Raw genomic sequence first — 16,993 nt, forward strand, 5'->3', positions numbered from 1 at the left:
TCGCGCTTACGGCCCCGGCCGTCAAGACTCACCACGCCACAAACCCCTCCCCATCGCGGGCGGTTTCTGCTTTAGTGACGGCCTTTCGGGCCAAGGGGCTGATCGGGACACGATGCAAAGCTTGAACACCTATCGCGCCGGACCGGACGAGCGCGGCCATTTCGGCATCTTTGGCGGCCGCTTCGTCGCCGAGACCCTGATGCCGCTGATTCTCCAGGTGGAACAGGCCTATGCCGACGCCAAGGCCGACCCGGCATTCCAGGCCGAGTTCCGCGAGCTGCTGGCCCAGTATGTCGGCCGGCCCAATCCGCTGTATCACGCCAGGCGCCTGACCGAGGCGTTCGGCGGCGCCAAGGTGTTCCTGAAGCGCGAAGACCTCAACCATACCGGCGCCCACAAGATCAACAACTGCATCGGCCAGATCCTGCTGGCGCGGCGCATGGGCAAGCGGCGCATCATCGCCGAGACCGGCGCCGGCCAGCACGGCGTCGCCACCGCCACCGTCTGCGCCCTGTTCGGCATGCAATGCGTCATCTACATGGGCTCGACCGACATCGAGCGGCAGATGCCCAACGTCTACCGCATGAAGCTGCTGGGCGCGGAGGTCAAGCCGGTGACCAGCGGCGCCGCCACCTTGAAGGACGCCATGAACGACGCGCTGCGCGACTGGGTGTCCAACGTCCACGACACCTATTACCTGATCGGCACGGTGGCCGGCCCCCATCCCTATCCCGCCATGGTGCGTGATTTCCAATCGGTGATCGGAGAGGAGGTCCGCGCCCAGATGATGGCCGCCGAAGGTCGCCTGCCCGATTCCCTGGTGGCCTGCATCGGCGGCGGCTCCAACGCCATGGGGCTATTCCATCCCTTCCTCGACGAGCCCTCGGTCCGCATCATCGGGGTCGAGGCGGCCGGCCACGGCCTCGACAAGCTGCACGCCGCCTCGCTGACCGGCGGCAAGCCCGGCGTACTGCACGGCAACCGCACCTATCTGCTGCAAGACGCCGACGGCCAGATCGCCGAGGCCCATTCCATCTCGGCCGGCCTGGATTATCCCGGCATCGGGCCGGAGCATTCCTGGCTGCACGAGACCGGACGGGTCGAATACGTCTCGGTCACCGATGACGAGGCGGTGGCGGCGTTCCAGCAATGCACAAGGCTGGAAGGCATCATTCCCGCCCTGGAATCCAGCCACGCCATCGCCCATGCCGGCAAGATCGCCGGGGCGCTGCCCAGGGACCACCTGATGGTGATCAACCTGTCCGGTCGCGGCGACAAGGACGTCAACACCATCGCCAAGGCGCTAGGCGACATCCATCTGGGAGGGCTGGTGTGATGTCCCGCATCAAACGGCGATTCGAGTCGCTGAAGGCCGAGAACCGGGCCGCCCTGGTCACCTTCATCATGGCCAGCGATCCCGACCGCGCCACCGCCCAGGCGGTGCTGAACGGAATGCCGACCGCCGGGGCCGACATCATCGAGCTGGGAATGCCGTTCACCGATCCCATGGCCGACGGCCCCGCCATCCAGCTGGCCGCCGGCCGCGCCCTGGCGGCGGGCGGTTCGCTGAAACAGACCCTGGAGATGGTGGCCGAGTTCCGCAAGACCGACCGCGACACCCCCATCATCCTGATGGGCTATTACAACCCGATCCATGCCTGGGGGCCGGAAAAATTCGCCGGCGACGCCGCCCTGGCCGGAATCGACGGCATGATCGTCGTCGACCTGCCGCCGGAAGAGGCCGGCGAGCTGGTGCCTTTCTTGCGTTCCGCCGCCATCGACTTCATCGTGCTGACCACACCGACCAGCGACGATGCCCGCCTGCCGGTGGTGCTGGCCAACGCCTCCGGCTTCGTCTACTACGTCTCCATCGCTGGCGTCACCGGCACCGGCTCGGCCACCGGCGCCGCCGTCGGCGAGGCGGTGACCCGCATCCGCCGCCACACCGACCTGCCGGTCTGCGTCGGCTTCGGCATCCGCACGCCCGACCAGGCCGCCGGGATCGCCCGGCTGGCCGAGGGTGTGGTGGTCGGCTCGGCCATCGTCCAGGTTCTGGCCGAGACCGGAACCGCCGAGGCGCCGCTGGCGCTGGTGCGCGACCTCGCCGTCGGAGTGCGGAATGCCCGAGGGTCGCAAGATTAGGGCCACAGATGCACACAGATAGACACAGATGAACGGCGACGACGCCAAGGATCCCCTGACCCGCCGGATTCTGGCGGCGGCCTTCGAAGTCTCGAATTCACTGGGTCATGGCTTTCTGGAGGCCGTCTATCACAGGGCGCTTGCTCATGAGCTGATCCTTGCCGGAATGATCGTCGAACGTGAAAAGCCGTTCAGGATAATGTACAAGGGAGCCGAAATCGGCACCTACATCGCCGATTTGATCGTGGACGGACAGGTCGTCGTTGAACTGAAATCGGTTGAGACATTGAATTCGGCACATGTCGCACAGTGTCTGAACTATCTGAAGGCCAGTGGAATCAAGACCGGACTTCTTCTAAATTTTGGACGGCCCCGTATCGAATACAAGAGGTTGGTTCTGTGACGCCTTATCTGTGTTCATCTGTGTTCATCTGTGGCTAACAATATGCCCGTCGATCAGGAAATCTCGCCATGAATTGGCTGACCAATCTTGACGCCACCCGCCGCTCGCTGAAGGAACGGCTGATCGGACTGGTGGCCCAGAAGGAAGTCCCCGACAACCTGTGGCACAAATGCCCGGGCTGCGGCCACATGATCTTCCACCGCGACCTGGACAAGGCGCTGAACGTCTGCCCGCATTGCGGCCACCACATGCGCCTTCCAGTCAGGAAGCGGCTCGGCATGCTGTTCGACGACGGCGAATACCAGCGCATCGAATTGCCCAAGGTTGCCGACGATCCGCTGCGGTTCAAGGACCAGAAGCGCTATTCCGACCGGCTGAAGGACACCCGGTCCAAGACCGGCGAGCACGACGCCATCGTGGTGGCGCACGGCCGCATGGGCGGCATCAACGTGGTGGCGGCCTGCTTCAATTTCGACTTCCAGGGCGGGTCCATGGGCATCGCGGTGGGCGAGGGCATCGTCGCCGCCGCCGAACTGGCGGTGTTGCAGGACGCGCCGCTGATCGTGGTGCCGGCCTCGGGCGGCGCCCGCATGCAGGAAGGCATCCTGTCGCTGATGCAGATGGCCCGGACCACCGTGGCGGTGGACAAGGTCAAGGAGAAGCGGCTGCCCTATATCGTGCTGCTGACCGACCCCACCACCGGCGGCGTCTCGGCCAGCTTCGCCATGCTGGGCGACATCGCCATCGCCGAGCCCGGCGCAGTGATCGGCTTCGCCGGAGCCCGCGTCATCGAGAGCACCATCCGCGAAAAGCTGCCCGAAGGCTTCCAGAAGGCGGAATACCTGCTGGAACACGGCATGATCGACATGGTGGTGCCGCGCCGCGACCTGCGCTCCACCCTGATCCGGGTGCTGTCGCTGCTGAAGAACCGCGCCCCGGCCGGCGATTTGATCGCCCTGCCCATCGACACACCCGACGAGGTCGAGACCGATTGATCGACGCGGTTCTGGAACGCCTGACCCGGCTGCATCCGAAGGTCATCGACCTGTCGCTGGACCGGGTTTTGCGGCTGCTCGACGCCCTGGGCAATCCCCAGGACCGGCTGCCGCCGGTGATCCATGTGGCCGGCACCAACGGCAAGGGCTCCACCGTCGCCACGCTGCGGGCACTGTTCGAGGCCGCCGGCCTGCGCGCCCATGTCTACACCTCGCCCCATCTGGTGCGGTTCAACGAACGCATCCGCGTCGCCGGCCGGTTGCCGGCCGACGACCAATTGCTGGCGTTGCTGGAGGAGGTCGAGGCCGCCAACGCCGGCGCCGCCGTCACCTTTTTCGAGATCACCACCGCCGCCGCCTTCCTGGCCTTCGCCCGCACCCCGGCCGAGGTTTGCATCCTGGAAACCGGGCTGGGCGGGCGGCTGGACGCCACCAACGTGGTCAGCCGGCCGGCGCTGACGGTACTGACCCCCATCGCCATGGACCACCAGCAGTTCCTGGGCGGCCGCATCGAGGCGATCGCCGCCGAGAAGGCCGGCATCATGAAGCGGGGAATCGCCTGCGTCGTCGCCCGGCAGAACCGCAAGGCCGCCAAGGTGCTGGAGGCCCGCTCCACCGAGATGGGGGTGCCGCTGTTCCAGGAAGGCGCCGATTTCTTCGTCCGCACCACCCCCGACGGCGGCCTGATCTATCGCGGCAAGACCGTTGAGTGGTCGCTGCCCGCCCCGGTTCTGGCCGGCAGCTTCCAGGCCCGCAACACCGCCCTGGCCCTGGCCGCCATCGAGCGCCTGTCGCGCATCGAGACGCCGCCGCCGTTCGGAGGTTTTCCCGACGGCGCCCTGGCGCTTGGCATCCGCTCGGTGGAATGGCCGGGGCGGCTGCAACGCCTGACCGAAGGCCCGCTGGTGGACCTGCTGCCCGAGGGCTGGGAATTGTGGCTGGACGGTGGCCACAACCCCCATGCCGCCGAGGCCCTGGCCCAGCATTGCCGGTCATGGCGGGACAAGACCTTCGGAGGGGTGTTCGGCATCCTGGCCACCAAGGACGTGGACGGCTACATGGAACCGCTGGCCGCCCGCTTCCACTCGCTGCGCACCGTCACCATTCCGGGAGAATCCGCCAGCCTGCCCGCCGAGGACGCGGCGGCGGCGGCCAGTCGCCATTTCTGCCTGGACGCCCGTCCCAGCGCCTCGGTCGAGGAGGCGGTGGGGGATCTGGCCGCGACGCTTCCCGGCCCGGCCCGAATCCTGATCTGCGGATCACTCTATCTGGCCGGCAGGGTCCTGGCCGATAACCGATAGCCTCTGGCAAAGGTAGGTGTGTAAATACTTGCCGTCACCCCTGATATGGAGTGAAGATCACCGTCGGGAAGGACGGAGGCGATGGGATGATTACCTGGCGCGATGCCATGTCGGTCGGGGCTCCGGCACTGGACGCCGACCACAAGAAGCTGATCGAGCTGGTCAACTTCGCCGATCAATGGGTGGCGCGGGAATCGTGGCCGCAGGTCGCCACCGTACTCGATGAACTGATGGTCTATGCCCAGGGGCATTTCCGTCGCGAGGAATCGGTGATGGCCGCCCTCAAGTTTCCCGAAACCGAATCCCACAAGAAACTGCACGAGGCCCTGGGCATGAGGGCCCGCGTTCTGCGCGACCGCTTCAACGCCTGCGCCAACGACGAGGACCGCAGGGCCTGCGGCGCCATCTTGCTGAAGGTGCTGAACGACTGGCTGCTTGACCATATTCTCAAGCAGGACATGAAGTACAAGCCATACATCCCCAAAAAAGCCCTGCCGCCCCCATCCCGGGGCGAGACCGAGCTTCAGATCGGCCTGCCGCCGCCGCCCACCGAGGCCGAGATGGTGGCCGAGCGCAAGGCCCGCATGGAGGCGCGCAACAAGGATGTCGAATACGCGCTGCCGCCCAATCTGGCCCATCTGCTGAAGCGGCTGGACTATGTCATTCCCGAATTGCCGCCGCCGGCCAAGGGCTTCGACAGCTTCGAGAAGCTGTGCCTAGCCGCCATCTGCCGCCGCGTCGACAAGGTGCTGGTGTTCTTCCACCGCCACAATCCCGCCCTGAAGCTGGAACTGCCCACCTTTTTCCTGGCCTCGCCCGAATTCGCCGAGAAGTTCCACCAGGCCATCAACACCTTCATCTTCCCCACCCTGTGGGAAAGCCGCCAGATCCGCATGCTGGCGACCAGCTTCGACTGGGCCTCCGAGGATACCGACGCCTTCTGGGAACACGTCACCCGCCCGCTGGAGCAAAGCATCCTCCAGGGCTGGACCCAGGCCTGGGACGATCTGCGGCTGGTGGAGAGCAAGAAGAGCGACGGCACCAGGGTGCTTCAGGTCAAGGAGAACACCAAGGCGCTGCGCGACGTGCTGCTGCCGTCCGACCCCATGATCTACGACATCCCCAAGATCGGTAACCGCGAGATCGACGTGTTCAAGTCGCTGCTGGACCCCACCAACGACTGGTGGGCGACGCTGAACCGGTCGTGGCGCGTCTGCCACGACCTGTACGAGCAGGAAAAGGACCCGCGCATCTTCCAGCAGAAGGCCCGCGAGGGCGCCTTTCGCGACGGCCTGCTGGCCGCCTTCAACCGGTTTCCACCGGACTGGGTGGACTTCATGGTGCTGGCCTGCCACCGGGTGTTCCCGCGGATATCGACCACCTTCCTGGAAAGCTTCGCCACCAATCTCGGGCGCAGCGAGGCCGAGCGCGAGGCCCACATCCCCTATACCATCCGCTATCTCCGTCAGGTGCGCGAGATTCCCGAGATCGCCGCCCGGGAACGGATGGAGGAGATGGAGTGGCGGGCCAAGATGAAGGAACTCAGCGACTTTCTGGCCAAACGCGAGCCCAAGAAGCCGTGATTCCCGCCGTCCGTCCGGTCAGCCTTCCTTCAGATCCTCCCAAAGCTCCTTCACCTTGGCGAAAAAGCCGTGGCTTTCCGGCGAGTTCTTGGCGGTCTCGCCCTCGCCGGCCGTATCGAACTCCCGCAGCAGCTCGACCTGGCGCTTGGTGAGGTTGACCGGGGTCTCCACCACCGCCTGGATGAACATGTCGCCCCGGGCCGGGCTGCGCAGCACGCTCATGCCCTTGGCGCGCAGGCGGAACTGGTGGCCGCTCTGGGTGCCCTCGGGGATGGTGACGCGCGCCTTGGCGCCGTCGATGGTCGGCACCTCGATGGCGCCGCCCAGCGCCGCCGTGGTCATGGGAATCGGCACCCGGCAGAAGATGTTGGCGCCGTCGCGCTGGAAGATGCGGTGCGGCTGGATCGACAGGAAGATGTAGAGGTCGCCGGGCGGCGCCCCCCTCATGCCGGCCTCGCCCTCGCCGGCCAGACGGATGCGGGTGCCATCCTCGACGCCGGCCGGAATATTGACCGACAGGGTCTTTTCCTTGCGGGTGCGGCCCGACCCGCCACAGGCGCGGCAGGGGTCCTTGATGACCCGGCCCATGCCCTGGCAGGACGGGCAGGTGCGCTCGATGGTGAAGAAGCCTTGCTGGCTGCGCACCTTGCCGGCGCCGTGGCAGGTGTTGCAGGCCACCGGCTGGGCGCCGTCCTTGCCGCCGGTGCCGTTGCAGCTGTCGCACTGGGCCGAGGATGGAACCTTGACGGTGGTGGAGGTCCCGGAAAAGGCGGTCTCCAGCGAGATTTCCAGGTTATAGCGCAGGTCGGCGCCGCGCCCGGCCGCCTGACCGCGCCGGCCGCCCATGAACTCGCCGAACATCTCGTCGAAGATGTCGGCGAAACCGCCGCCGCCACCGCCAAAGCCGCCAAAACCGCTGCCGCCGCCCTGCTCGAAGGCGGCATGGCCAAAGCGGTCGTAGGCGGCGCGCTTCTGCTCGTCCTTGAGGACGTCGTAAGCTTCGGTGATATCCTTGAACTTCTGTTCGGCGGCCGCGTCACCCGGGTTGCGGTCCGGGTGATACTGCATGGCCATCTTGCGATAGGCCTTCTTGATCTCATCGGCCGTGGCGCCCTTCTCGACGCCGAGAAGTTCATAAAAGTCCTGCTTGCTCATGCGCTTCGCGTCCGAAATGAGGCCGGCGGCGACGGGCCGCCGGCGCCCGGATCAACAAACAGGCTTACTTGCCCTTCTTGTCGCCGTCGACTTCCTCGAAGTCGGCGTCGACCACCTTGTCGCCGGCCTGACCGCCGCCGTGGCTGTCGCCGCCCCCCGCCGCGTCGGCGCCGCCAGCGGCTTCCTGGGCCTTGTACATGGCCTCGCCCAACTTCATGGACGATTGCATCAGCGCGTCGGTCTTGGCCTTGATGCCGGCGAGATCGTCGCTTTCCATCACGGTCTTGAGGGCGGCGAGGTCGCGCTCGATCTCGGCCTTGAGGTCGCCGGCCACCTTGTCGCCGAACTCCTTCAGGGTTTTCTCGGTGGAATGGGCCAGTCCGTCGGCGTGATTGCGGGCCTCGACCAGTTCCTTGCGCTTGCGGTCGTCGGCAGCGTGGGCCTCGGCTTCCTTGACCATGCGCTCGATATCGCTGTCGTTGAGACCGCCCGAGGCCTGGATGCGGATCTGCTGTTCCTTGCCGGTGGCCTTGTCCTTGGCCGAGACGTTGACCAGGCCGTTGGCGTCGATGTCGAAGGTGACCTCGACCTGCGGCACACCGCGCGGCGCCGGCGGGATGCCCACCAGATCGAACTGGCCCAGGATCTTGTTGTCGGCGGCCATTTCGCGCTCGCCCTGGAAGACGCGGATGGTGACGGCGGTCTGGTTGTCCTCGGCGGTGGAGAACACCTGGCTCTTGCGGGTGGGGATGGTGGTGTTGCGGTCGATCAGGCGGGTGAAGACGCCGCCCAGGGTCTCGATGCCGAGCGAAAGCGGGGTGACGTCAAGCAGCAGGACGTCCTTGACCTCGCCCTTCAGCACGCCGCCCTGGATGGCGGCGCCGATGGCGACCACCTCGTCGGGGTTGACGCCCTTGTGGGGCTCGCGGCCGAAGAATTCCTTCACCACTTCCTGAATCTTGGGCATGCGGGTCATGCCGCCGACCAAGATGACCTCGTCGATCTCGCTGGCCTTGATGCCGGCGTCCTTCAGCGCGGACTTGCAGGGCTCGACGGTGCGGGCCACCAGATCCTCGACCAGGGCTTCCAGCTTGGCGCGGGTCAGCTTGATGTTGAGGTGCTTGGGACCGGAGGAATCGGCGGTGATGAACGGCAGGTTGACCTCGGTCTGCATGGCCGACGACAGCTCGATCTTGGCCTTCTCGGCAGCTTCCTTCAGGCGCTGGAGGGCCAGACGGTCCTTGCGCAGGTCGATGCCCTGCTCCTTTTTGAACTCGTCGGCCAGATAATCGATGATGCGGGCGTCGAAATCCTCGCCGCCCAGGAAGGTGTCGCCGTTGGTGGACTTCACCTCGAACACGCCGTCGCCGATCTCCAGCACCGACACGTCGAAGGTGCCGCCGCCCAGGTCATAGACCACGACGGTGCCGCCGCCCTTCTTTTCCAGGCCATAGGCCAGGGCCGCGGCGGTGGGCTCGTTGATGATGCGCAGCACCTCCAGGCCGGCGATGCGGCCGGCGTCCTTGGTGGCCTGGCGCTGGGCGTCGTTGAAATAGGCCGGCACGGTGATGACCGCCTGGGTGACCTTCTCGCCCAGATAGGATTCGGCGGTTTCCTTCATCTTGCCGAGAATGAAGGCCGAGACCTGGCTGGGGCTGTACTTGCCGTCGCGGGCCTCGACCCAGGCATCGCCGTTGTCGCCCGCCACGATGTGGTAGGGGACCAGGTTCATGTCCTTCTTGGTGATGGGATCGTCGAAGCGCCGCCCGATCAGGCGCTTGATGGCGAACAGGGTGCTGGTGGGATTGGTCACCGCCTGGCGCTTGGCCGGCTGGCCGACCAGACGCTCGCCCGATTCGGCGAAGGCCACCATCGACGGCGTGGTGCGCATGCCTTCGGCGTTCTCGATGACCTTGGCGCTCTTGCCTTCCATCACGGCGACGCACGAATTCGTGGTGCCCAGGTCGATGCCGATAACCTTGCTCATGTCGTCCTCTTTCCTGTTCGGCGGGTCCCGGCGGCCCTGATGGCTTCAGCAGCCGCCCGACCCCCTTGGCGTTGTCACCGGAAGCGGCGGTTCCGCTCCCACCGGCCTTATATAGGGCGTGGGTGGGAACACGCAACTGCCGGATACGCGACGCGGACGCGACCATGGGCCGGAAGGGACGAGACCCCGCCCGCGACGAAGCGTCCATCTTCCTGATCGGCTAGCGTTCCCGGCGGAGAGTCCAGCGAATCCGCTGGCCGGCACGGCTGGTGGCATAGCCGTAGATGCGCCCGTCCTCGGTCCGCACGCCGTCGAAGGCGAAGGCGGTTCCGTCACCCTCGCCGGCGACCAGACGCAAGGTGCAGGCGCTGACCGCCTGGACCGTTCCGTCGATGCGGGCGCCGTCCTTCCACCCCAGGGCGGCGTTGATGTCGGGTTTCTGCTCCAGCGTCCAGGCCAACCCGCCCGCCTCGCGCCGGATGTTCCAGCGGCCATAGGGCATCACCCAGCGCCCCACCAGCCAGTCGCCGGAATCGGGCAGGACGGCATCGCACAGCGGTTCCGGCAACGGGTCGGGCGGGGGGGCCTTGGGGCCTTGGGGCAGGTCCTGGGCCAAGACAGGTACGGCCAGCAGCGACAGCATGGCGGCGAGAACGGGGCGCAAGCGGGTCATTCCTTCGAACTGGCCTTGGCGTTGGCGCGGGAGGCCTGGACATAGCCGCGGTCGATCATGCAGCCGGCCAGCACGGCGTCGAAGCGCTGCTTGGCCTTGTGGCGGTCGTAGTCGCGCAGCGGGCTGCCCTGGGAATCGTCCTCGCGCCAGCCGGAATCGCGGTCGGCCATCCGGCGGCAGGCGGAATAGTCGGCCCCCCAGCGGTCCTTGGGCAGGTCGGGATTGACCCAGGGCACCGCGCGGGCGGCGCAGCCGGCCAGCGACAGCATCAGAAGCAGGGAAAGGACGGCGGAACTCTTCATGCCGACATACCGCCACAGCCGGGCCGAATTGGCAAGGGATCGGGTCGATTGTGCCGGCCGGCCAGTCGCGATAGCATCGGATGCGCCCCAGGCACGAACGGACCGATCCTTGACCGTCTTCACCATTCCACCGGGCCTGCCCTTCGTCGACACCCTGGCCGCCGCCCTGCTGGCCGAGGCCGGCGACGATCCGCTGGCCCTGGCGGCCATGGAGGTGCTGCTGCCGACGCGGCGCGCCTGCCGCGCCCTGTCGGACGCCTTCCTGCGCCTGTCGGGTGGGCGGCCGCTGCTGCTGCCGCGCCTGCGTCCGCTGGGCGACATGGACGAGGACGAACTGGACCTGGTGGCCGGCGACGATTCGCTGGACCTGGCCCCGGCCATCGCGCCGCTGGAACGCCGGCTGATCCTGACCCGGCTGATCCTGGCCATGGCGGCGGGCGAGGCCCACCCGCCATCGCCGGATCAGGCGGCGCGGCTGGCCGGTGAACTGGGGCGGCTGCTGGATGCGGTCAGGTCGGAACGGCTGGATTTCGCCCGGCTGGCGACGCTGGTTCCCGACGAACTGGCCGAGCATTGGCAACTGACCTTGACCTTCCTCGGGCTGCTGACCGAGGCGTGGCCCCGCATCCTGGCCGAGCGCGGCGTCCTGGAGGCCGAGGACCGCCTCGACAAGGTGATGGCCGCCCAGATCGAATCATGGCGGACAAGGCCACCCGAGCATCCGGTGATCGCCGCCGGCTCGACCGGTTCGCGCCCGGCCACCGCCGATCTGCTGGCGGCGGTGGCGGCCCTGCCCACCGGCCGGGTGGTGCTGCCCGGCCTGGATCGGGACATGGACGAGGCCGGCTGGAACGGCCTCGACCCCGCCCACCCGCAATACGGCCTGAAGCTGCTGCTGGCCCGACTGGGAACGACGCGGGACGCGGTCCGGCCCCTGACGGACCGGCCCGACCCGCGCCCCCGCCGCATCCGCCTGCTGGCCGAGGCCATGCGGCCGGCCGGCGCCTGCGAAAGCTGGCGCGACCTGACGCCGCTACCGCCGGAAACCCTGGAAGGGGTCACCCGGCTGGACGCCCCCGGCCCGCGCCAGGAAGCCGGCGCCATCGCCCTGATGCTGCGGGAAGCGCTGGAGGAGCCCGGCCGCACCGCCGCCCTGGTCACCCCCGACCGCGCCCTGGCCCGGCGGGTGGCGGCCGAACTGGAACGCTGGGGCATCCGCATCGACGATTCCGCCGGCCGGCCGCTGGGCCTGACCGAGCCGGGCGCCTTCCTGAGGCTGGCGGTTCGCATGGTGGACGAGGACTTCGCCCCCCACGCCGTCCTGGCCTGCCTCAAGCATCCCCTGGCCGCCGCCGGACGCGACGCCGCCCAGTTCCGCGCCGCCATCCGCCGGCTGGAGGTGGAGATTCTGCGCGGCCCCCGTCCCGCCCCCGGCGTGGCCGGGCTGCTGGCCGCCACCCGCGACGGCCGGGCCGCCGCCCTGCTGGCCGACCTGGACGCGCTGGCGGCCGGGTTCGCCGGCCTGTTGCGGGCCGATCCGGCGCCGCTGACCGATCTGGCGCGCGCCCACATGGACTTCGCCGAACGGCTGGCCGCCGACGACCGCCTGCCCGGCCCGGCCCGGCTGTGGCGGGGCGAGGCCGGCGAGGCCGGCGCCCGCTTCGCCGCCGACCTGGCCGCCGCCGGCCCGGCGCTGGGATGCATTCCCGGAAACCGCTATCCGGCGCTGTTCGAGGAATTGCTGGCCGGACAGGTGGCGCGCTCGGCCTGGGACCACCACCCCCGCCTGCACATCTGGGGACCGCTGGAGGCCCGGTTGCAGCACGCCGACCTGCTGATCCTGGGCGGCCTGAACGAGGGGACCTGGCCGGCGGCGCCCGAACCCGATCCATGGATGAGCCGCCCCATGCGCGAGGCGTTCGGCCTGCCGGCGCACGAACGCCGCATCGGCCTCGCCGCCCACGATTTCGCCCAGGGTTTCGGCGCCCCCGCCGTGGTGCTCACCCGCTCGGTCCGGGTGGACGGCACGCCGACGGTGCCGTCGCGCTGGCTGATGCGGCTGGACGCGGTGATGAAGGCCACCGGCCTCCACTTCGCCGGAAACGCCCGCCGGTGGCTGGACTGGCACGACCTGCTCGACCGCCCCCGGACCTGGGCGCGACCGTCGCCGCCGGCGCCGCGCCCGCCGGTGGAGGCCCGGCCGCGCCGCCTGTCGGTCACCGAGGTCGAGACCTGGATGCGCGATCCCTACGCCATCTACGCCCGGCACGTCCTGGGGCTGAGGGCTCTGGACCCCATCGACGCCGACCCCGGCGCCGCCGAATACGGCAGCATGGTGCATCTGGCGCTGGAACGCTTCGCCAAGGAATGGCCCGCCGCCCTGCCGGCCGACGCCGAGGCCCGGCTGATCGCCCTGGGCCGCGAGGCGTTCGCCGAGACCGTGGCCTCGCCGGCGCAATGGGCGTTCTGGTGGCCGCGCTTCCAGTCCATCGCCCGCTGGGTGGTGGCGATGGAGCGCGAGCGGCGGCCCGGCGTCAAGGCCATTCATGCCGAGAGTCGCGGCGCCCTGGAGATCGACGCCCCCGCCGGCCCGTTCACCCTGGTGGCCAAGGCCGACCGCATCGACGAGCTGCGCGACGGCGGTCTGGCCCTGATCGATTACAAGACCGGCCAGCCGCCCTCGGCCCGCGAGGTCGCCGCCGGCTATGCGCCGCAATTGCCGCTGGAGGCCGCCATCGCCCGCCATGGCGGCTTTGGCGGCATCGGGGCGGCCGAGGCATCGGAACTGCTGTACTGGCGGCTGAAGGGCGGCGAGGACGGTGGCGAGCAGCGTTCGGCCGGCGACGATCCGTTCCGCCTCGCCTCGGAGGCGCTGGAGGGGCTGAAGGCGCTGGTGGCGGTATTCGACGATCCCGCCACCCCCTATGGCGCCCGCCCCCACCCCGAGCACGCGCCGAAATATTCCGATTATCTCCACCTCGCCCGCCTGCGCGAATGGGCCAGCAGCGCCGAGGACGGCGAGGAATGATCACATCACCAGCTTGACCTTCCGGCCGGGGGCGGGCGCCTCGCCCTCGGCAAGGCCGTTCAGCACCCGGAACCGCTCCAGCCTGCGGTCGTCGTAGGCCATGCGCCCGGCCAGCGTCTCGACGGTGTCGCCGGCCTTGACGGTCACCACCTTGACGCGGAGCGGACGGATGTCGGTCCGTTCGTCCTTGGTCAGGCGGCGCAGGCTGTAGGTGGCGCGGCGCTGCCCCTCCACATGCCGGGCGGTAAGCTGCGGCGGCGTCAGGAACAGCATGCGATAGACCGCCTTGCCGTCCCTGACCGCCAGCAGGCGGGCGTCCATCGCCCCCTTCTTGGTATTCAGGCGGGTAAGGCCGGTGGCGGCGGGCATGCCGTTGATGGTGATGGCCTCGATGCCGGCCAACCGCACTCCCTTGGCCCATTGGCTTTGCAGATAGTTGGTCATGTCGCCGTGGGCCTCCGGCCCCATGTCGAACTGGATCGCCGATCCGTCGGAATGCTGGGCGGTGACCGCCTTGGCGCCATTGACCAGCCGGTATCCCTCCGGCGCCTCGAACCGGATGCCGAGATCGCCATGGGAAAAGACGCGGCCGCGCACCACCCCTTCCGACGGATCGTCACCGTACAGCAGGCCGTCGATCCGGGAAAGATAGAGATCGCGTCCGACCGCCCCCTGGTGGGAGCCGTCCTTGCCGGCCAGGGCGGCGGCCTCCTGGACCCGGTCGATCAGGCGGGGATGGCTGGCGAACATGGAATGCTCGTCGATGACGTCCGGCAAACGCCCGGCCAGCAGGGCCTCCAGCCGCGCCTGATCGCGCAGCTTGCCGAGAAAGGTCGCCATGTAGCCGGGATGCCAGCCGCCCTTGTGCATGTAGCGGATGCCCAGGGTGTCGGCCTCGCTCTCCTGATCGCGGGAATAGCCCTGGACATAGGCCTGGGCGGCGATGCCGGCCAGGTCGCCGACGCCGCTGACGCCGGTGAAGATGCTGACCGCCGCCCCCAGCACTCCGGACGCGACGTTGGCGGCCACCGCCTGGCTGTGGCGCTGGGCGGTGTGACGGCCGGTGACGTGGCCGATCTCGTGGCCGATCACGCCGGCCAGCTCGGCCTCGTCGTCGGCCAGCGCCATCAGGCCGCGGGTGACGTAGATGTAGCCGCCCGGCAGGGCCATGGCGTTGACGACAGGGCTGTTGAGGACGGTGAAGCGGTACTTGGCCTTGGGGGTCTCCGACTGCGCCACCAGCCGCTGGCCGAGGCCGGCGACATAGGCCTGGATTCCGGGATCATTGTAGGCGCCGCCGAACTGGCCGAGAATCTCGGGATGGGCTTCGGCCCCGATCTCGGCCTCCTCCTCCTCCGACATGATGTTGAAGTTGGACTGGCCGGTGCCGGGCGCCACCTGGCACGACGACAGCAGCGACACGGACAGCATGGCGGCGGCGAGAGCGGAGGGACGGCGCATGGTGACCTCGGAACAAAAGCCCTGCGTACGATGATGATAGGATGTTCGCATCGGGGGGCAAGGGGAGTTATACCAGACTCCCACGGCAACTTCAGGCACCCCGTCCCGCCATGACCGACGGCCCATCCTCCCGGCCCCCCGCATCCGGCCCCCGCTGCTGCGAGACGGTCGGCGCCACCATGATCGGGCATTTCGCCACCCGGCTGGAGGTGGAGGCCGGCAAGGCCGGCGGCTCGCTCACCGCCGCCCGCATCCGCGCCCTGGCCCGGCACTTCGTCGAGACCGAGCAGGCCCGCTTCCACGCCTATTACCAGCGCGCCTGGGACGAATGCACCATCCGGCGCGAAACCGTCCTGCTGGAGAACTCGCGCCGGATGCCGTTCGACCGGGTGCTGATGCGCCGCTTCGCCCACCTGTTTCCGCCGCGCACCGGCGACGATGGCGGCGAGGGCGTGCTGTCGCGCCGCATCATCCCCGGCTTCACCCTCGCCATCCACAAGATGATCGGCCCCACCTTGCAGCGGCAATGCCACGATAAGTGCGAGGCGATCATGGAACGCCACGCCCTGGACCGGGGCGGCTGGAACTGGGATGCCATCCACGGCGACCCCGAAACCAGGGCGGTGGTCAACGACGTGCTGGTGGTGGTGGCCCACTATTTCTCCAGCTTCCAGCGGCGGCGCGACTGGTTCATGGACATGGTCAACGGCCAGTTGACCCCGGTGCGGCGCGGTGCCTCGGACGAACATTTCCGGCTGGGGGAAAGCGGCTTCTCGGCGTTGATGCGCGCCCTGTTCGCCGACCTGGAGGCCTCGTTGCGCCGGGACCCCGGCGGCGTCCGCGCCCGCTGGGGCGCCGATGCCGTCGACGCGCTGGAGCTTTTCCTCCGCCGCCTGGACGGAGTCTGAGCCAGATGTCCGCATCGGCCCTCGCCGGCGGCTGGGTGGTGGACTTTCCCCACCACGACCAGACGCAGCTGTTCGCCCTGGCGGCGGACGTGGAATCCTATCCCCGCTTCATCCCCTGGTGCCGGCTGGCCCGCATCCGCCGTCGCGACGGCAACCTGCTGGAGGTGGACAACCTGTTCGGAGCCGGACCGGTTCAGGCCCGTTTCCGCTCGGCCGCCGAATTCGATCCGCCGCACCGGCTCGACATCACCTCGCGGGATGGGCCGTTCCGGCATTTTCGCCTGACCTGGGTGTTCGAGACCATCGAAACCGGCGGCTGCCGGGTGCGGGCCGATTACCGGATGGAGCTGCGCTCCGGCCTGCTGCATTCGCTGGCCCGGCTGTCGCTGCCCGAGATGGAGCGCCGGGTGGTGCAGAATTTCAAGGACCGCGTCCGGGCGGCATGCGGACGCTGACGCGGCCTATCCGCGAAGCCGTTCCAGTTGCTCGCGAATCTCGTCGAGGCGAAGCACGATGGCGACGATGCCCAGTTCCTCCTCGACGCGGCCGCGTTCGGCCATCAGGTCCTGGCGGGCGGCGCCGTCGGCGGTCTGCCAGCGGACATTCATTCCCTCCTCGTATTCGGCGAAGGTATGAAGCGCGTCGTCCAGCTGGGCGTCCAGCCGCTTGCGTTCCTCGGTCAGAGCCTCGATCAAGGCCGTACTGTCTTCAGCGGACATGGGCTCCCCATCAGGCGGCAAGCCGCGCCTTGACGTCGATCCTGTCGATTTCGGCGCGGGCGGCGGCATCCTCGGTCCCGGTCACCGCCGCCAGCAGCATGGCGGCGGCGGTCAATCCCTCGGCATGGGCGACGGCCTCGGAATGGCCCCCGCCCCTGGCATCCTGATAGGTCTCGTCATAGGCGGTCAACACCATTTCGAGAGTCGCGGCATCCATGACATCCTCCCACCCCGTCCGAGGCCCACACCCTTCCGAAGGGGGGTGCCGTCCTGGTCGATGGTATGTCGTCGGGAGTCCGCGCCACAATCAAATAATTGGGATCGTCAACAATATGA

General features: G+C 68.4%; 16 protein-coding genes. 9 read left to right on the forward strand and 7 right to left on the reverse strand.

The annotated features are described in order from the left end of the window. The first annotated feature begins 112 nt into the window (after positions 1-112). From trpB to MTBSS4_RS03755, 6 genes are all read left to right on the forward strand, one after another. Positions 113-1,336 carry a tryptophan synthase subunit beta gene (gene trpB / locus MTBSS4_RS03730; RefSeq protein ID WP_173982055.1) on the forward strand — a complete coding sequence of 408 codons (1,224 nt, stop codon included), beginning with the start codon at positions 113-115 and terminating at the stop codon, positions 1,334-1,336. Then, complete coding sequence (gene trpA / locus MTBSS4_RS03735; RefSeq protein WP_173982056.1) at positions 1,336-2,142, forward strand: tryptophan synthase subunit alpha; 807 nt, start codon at positions 1,336-1,338, stop codon at positions 2,140-2,142. The genes trpB and trpA overlap by 1 nt, the downstream gene beginning before the upstream one ends. Positions 2,143-2,170: 28 nt before the next feature. Beyond that, positions 2,171-2,545, forward strand: a complete 375-nt coding sequence (locus tag MTBSS4_RS03740) for a GxxExxY protein (RefSeq protein ID WP_173982057.1) — start codon at positions 2,171-2,173, stop codon at positions 2,543-2,545. A gap of 68 nt (positions 2,546-2,613) precedes the next feature. Next, complete coding sequence (gene accD / locus MTBSS4_RS03745; RefSeq protein ID WP_173982058.1) at positions 2,614-3,540, forward strand: acetyl-CoA carboxylase, carboxyltransferase subunit beta; 927 nt, start codon at positions 2,614-2,616, stop codon at positions 3,538-3,540. Beyond that, positions 3,537-4,841, forward strand: coding sequence for a folylpolyglutamate synthase/dihydrofolate synthase family protein (locus tag MTBSS4_RS03750; RefSeq protein WP_173982059.1), 1,305 nt, complete (start codon positions 3,537-3,539; stop codon positions 4,839-4,841). Before accD ends, MTBSS4_RS03750 begins: the two co-directional genes overlap by 4 nt. 86 nt (positions 4,842-4,927) lie before the next feature. Continuing rightward, positions 4,928-6,424, forward strand: a complete 1,497-nt coding sequence (locus tag MTBSS4_RS03755; RefSeq protein ID WP_173982060.1) for a bacteriohemerythrin — start codon at positions 4,928-4,930, stop codon at positions 6,422-6,424. Between the two features lie 18 nt (positions 6,425-6,442). On the opposite strand, the gene dnaJ is transcribed toward MTBSS4_RS03755, so the two are convergent. The 4 genes from dnaJ to MTBSS4_RS03775 form a co-directional block, all read right to left on the reverse strand. After that, positions 6,443-7,579, reverse strand: a complete 1,137-nt coding sequence (dnaJ, locus tag MTBSS4_RS03760) for a molecular chaperone DnaJ (protein WP_173982061.1) — start codon at positions 7,577-7,579, stop codon at positions 6,443-6,445. A gap of 64 nt (positions 7,580-7,643) precedes the next feature. Then, positions 7,644-9,566 (reverse strand): molecular chaperone DnaK, encoded by a 1,923-nt coding sequence (gene dnaK / locus MTBSS4_RS03765; RefSeq protein ID WP_173982062.1) that lies wholly within the window; start codon positions 9,564-9,566, stop codon positions 7,644-7,646. Positions 9,567-9,786: 220 nt separating this feature from the next. Further along, positions 9,787-10,239, reverse strand: a complete 453-nt coding sequence (locus tag MTBSS4_RS03770; RefSeq protein WP_254432366.1) for a hypothetical protein — start codon at positions 10,237-10,239, stop codon at positions 9,787-9,789. Next, positions 10,236-10,541: a hypothetical protein gene (locus MTBSS4_RS03775; protein WP_173982063.1), complete on the reverse strand. Its 306-nt coding sequence runs from the start codon at positions 10,539-10,541 to the stop codon at positions 10,236-10,238. The genes MTBSS4_RS03770 and MTBSS4_RS03775 overlap by 4 nt, the downstream gene beginning before the upstream one ends. Before the next feature lie 109 nt (positions 10,542-10,650). On the opposite strand from MTBSS4_RS03775, the gene addB reads away from it, so the two are divergent. Continuing rightward, positions 10,651-13,569 carry a double-strand break repair protein AddB gene (gene addB, locus MTBSS4_RS03780; protein WP_254432367.1) on the forward strand — a complete coding sequence of 973 codons (2,919 nt, stop codon included), beginning with the start codon at positions 10,651-10,653 and terminating at the stop codon, positions 13,567-13,569. Here the strand turns inward: addB and MTBSS4_RS03785 are convergent, their stop codons facing one another. Continuing rightward, a complete protein-coding gene (locus MTBSS4_RS03785; RefSeq protein WP_173982065.1) occupies positions 13,570-15,030 on the reverse strand; it encodes a M48 family metalloprotease in 1,461 nt (486 codons plus the stop codon). It abuts the gene before it with no gap. A gap of 110 nt (positions 15,031-15,140) precedes the next feature. Between MTBSS4_RS03785 and MTBSS4_RS03790 the strand changes: the two genes are divergently transcribed. Together MTBSS4_RS03790 and MTBSS4_RS03795 are read left to right on the forward strand one after the other, a co-directional pair. After that, the gene (locus tag MTBSS4_RS03790; protein ID WP_173982066.1) at positions 15,141-15,938 is read left to right on the forward strand and encodes a hypothetical protein; all 798 of its coding nucleotides are present in this window, start codon (positions 15,141-15,143) and stop codon (positions 15,936-15,938) included. A gap of 5 nt (positions 15,939-15,943) precedes the next feature. Then, positions 15,944-16,393, forward strand: coding sequence for a type II toxin-antitoxin system RatA family toxin (locus tag MTBSS4_RS03795; protein ID WP_173982067.1), 450 nt, complete (start codon positions 15,944-15,946; stop codon positions 16,391-16,393). Between the two features lie 6 nt (positions 16,394-16,399). Here the strand turns inward: MTBSS4_RS03795 and MTBSS4_RS03800 are convergent, their stop codons facing one another. Beyond that, positions 16,400-16,657, reverse strand: coding sequence for a hypothetical protein (locus tag MTBSS4_RS03800; protein WP_254432368.1), 258 nt, complete (start codon positions 16,655-16,657; stop codon positions 16,400-16,402). Between the two features lie 10 nt (positions 16,658-16,667). Continuing rightward, positions 16,668-16,874 (reverse strand): hypothetical protein, encoded by a 207-nt coding sequence (locus MTBSS4_RS03805; protein ID WP_173982068.1) that lies wholly within the window; start codon positions 16,872-16,874, stop codon positions 16,668-16,670. Positions 16,875-16,993 lie beyond the last annotated feature (119 nt).

The sequence above is a fragment of the Magnetospirillum sp. SS-4 genome, assembly GCF_902729425.1.
Lineage (GTDB): Bacteria > Pseudomonadota > Alphaproteobacteria > Rhodospirillales > Magnetospirillaceae > Phaeospirillum.

Excerpts from the sequence above, each read along its gene's own strand:
- trpB (WP_173982055.1), top strand. The coding sequence starts at position 113 with ATGCAAAGCTTGAACACCTATCGCGCCGGACCGGACGAGCGCGGCCAT.
- trpA (WP_173982056.1), top strand. The coding sequence starts at position 1,336 with ATGTCCCGCATCAAACGGCGATTCGAGTCGCTGAAGGCCGAGAACCGG.
- MTBSS4_RS03740 (WP_173982057.1), top strand. The coding sequence starts at position 2,171 with ATGAACGGCGACGACGCCAAGGATCCCCTGACCCGCCGGATTCTGGCG.
- accD (WP_173982058.1), top strand. The coding sequence starts at position 2,614 with ATGAATTGGCTGACCAATCTTGACGCCACCCGCCGCTCGCTGAAGGAA.
- MTBSS4_RS03755 (WP_173982060.1), top strand. The coding sequence starts at position 4,928 with ATGATTACCTGGCGCGATGCCATGTCGGTCGGGGCTCCGGCACTGGAC.
- dnaJ (WP_173982061.1), bottom strand. The coding sequence starts at position 7,579 with ATGAGCAAGCAGGACTTTTATGAACTTCTCGGCGTCGAGAAGGGCGCC.
- dnaK (WP_173982062.1), bottom strand. The coding sequence starts at position 9,566 with ATGAGCAAGGTTATCGGCATCGACCTGGGCACCACGAATTCGTGCGTC.
- MTBSS4_RS03770 (WP_254432366.1), bottom strand. The coding sequence starts at position 10,239 with ATGACCCGCTTGCGCCCCGTTCTCGCCGCCATGCTGTCGCTGCTGGCC.
- MTBSS4_RS03775 (WP_173982063.1), bottom strand. The coding sequence starts at position 10,541 with ATGAAGAGTTCCGCCGTCCTTTCCCTGCTTCTGATGCTGTCGCTGGCC.
- MTBSS4_RS03785 (WP_173982065.1), bottom strand. The coding sequence starts at position 15,030 with ATGCGCCGTCCCTCCGCTCTCGCCGCCGCCATGCTGTCCGTGTCGCTG.
- MTBSS4_RS03790 (WP_173982066.1), top strand. The coding sequence starts at position 15,141 with ATGACCGACGGCCCATCCTCCCGGCCCCCCGCATCCGGCCCCCGCTGC.
- MTBSS4_RS03795 (WP_173982067.1), top strand. The coding sequence starts at position 15,944 with ATGTCCGCATCGGCCCTCGCCGGCGGCTGGGTGGTGGACTTTCCCCAC.
- MTBSS4_RS03800 (WP_254432368.1), bottom strand. The coding sequence starts at position 16,657 with ATGTCCGCTGAAGACAGTACGGCCTTGATCGAGGCTCTGACCGAGGAA.
- MTBSS4_RS03805 (WP_173982068.1), bottom strand. The coding sequence starts at position 16,874 with ATGGATGCCGCGACTCTCGAAATGGTGTTGACCGCCTATGACGAGACC.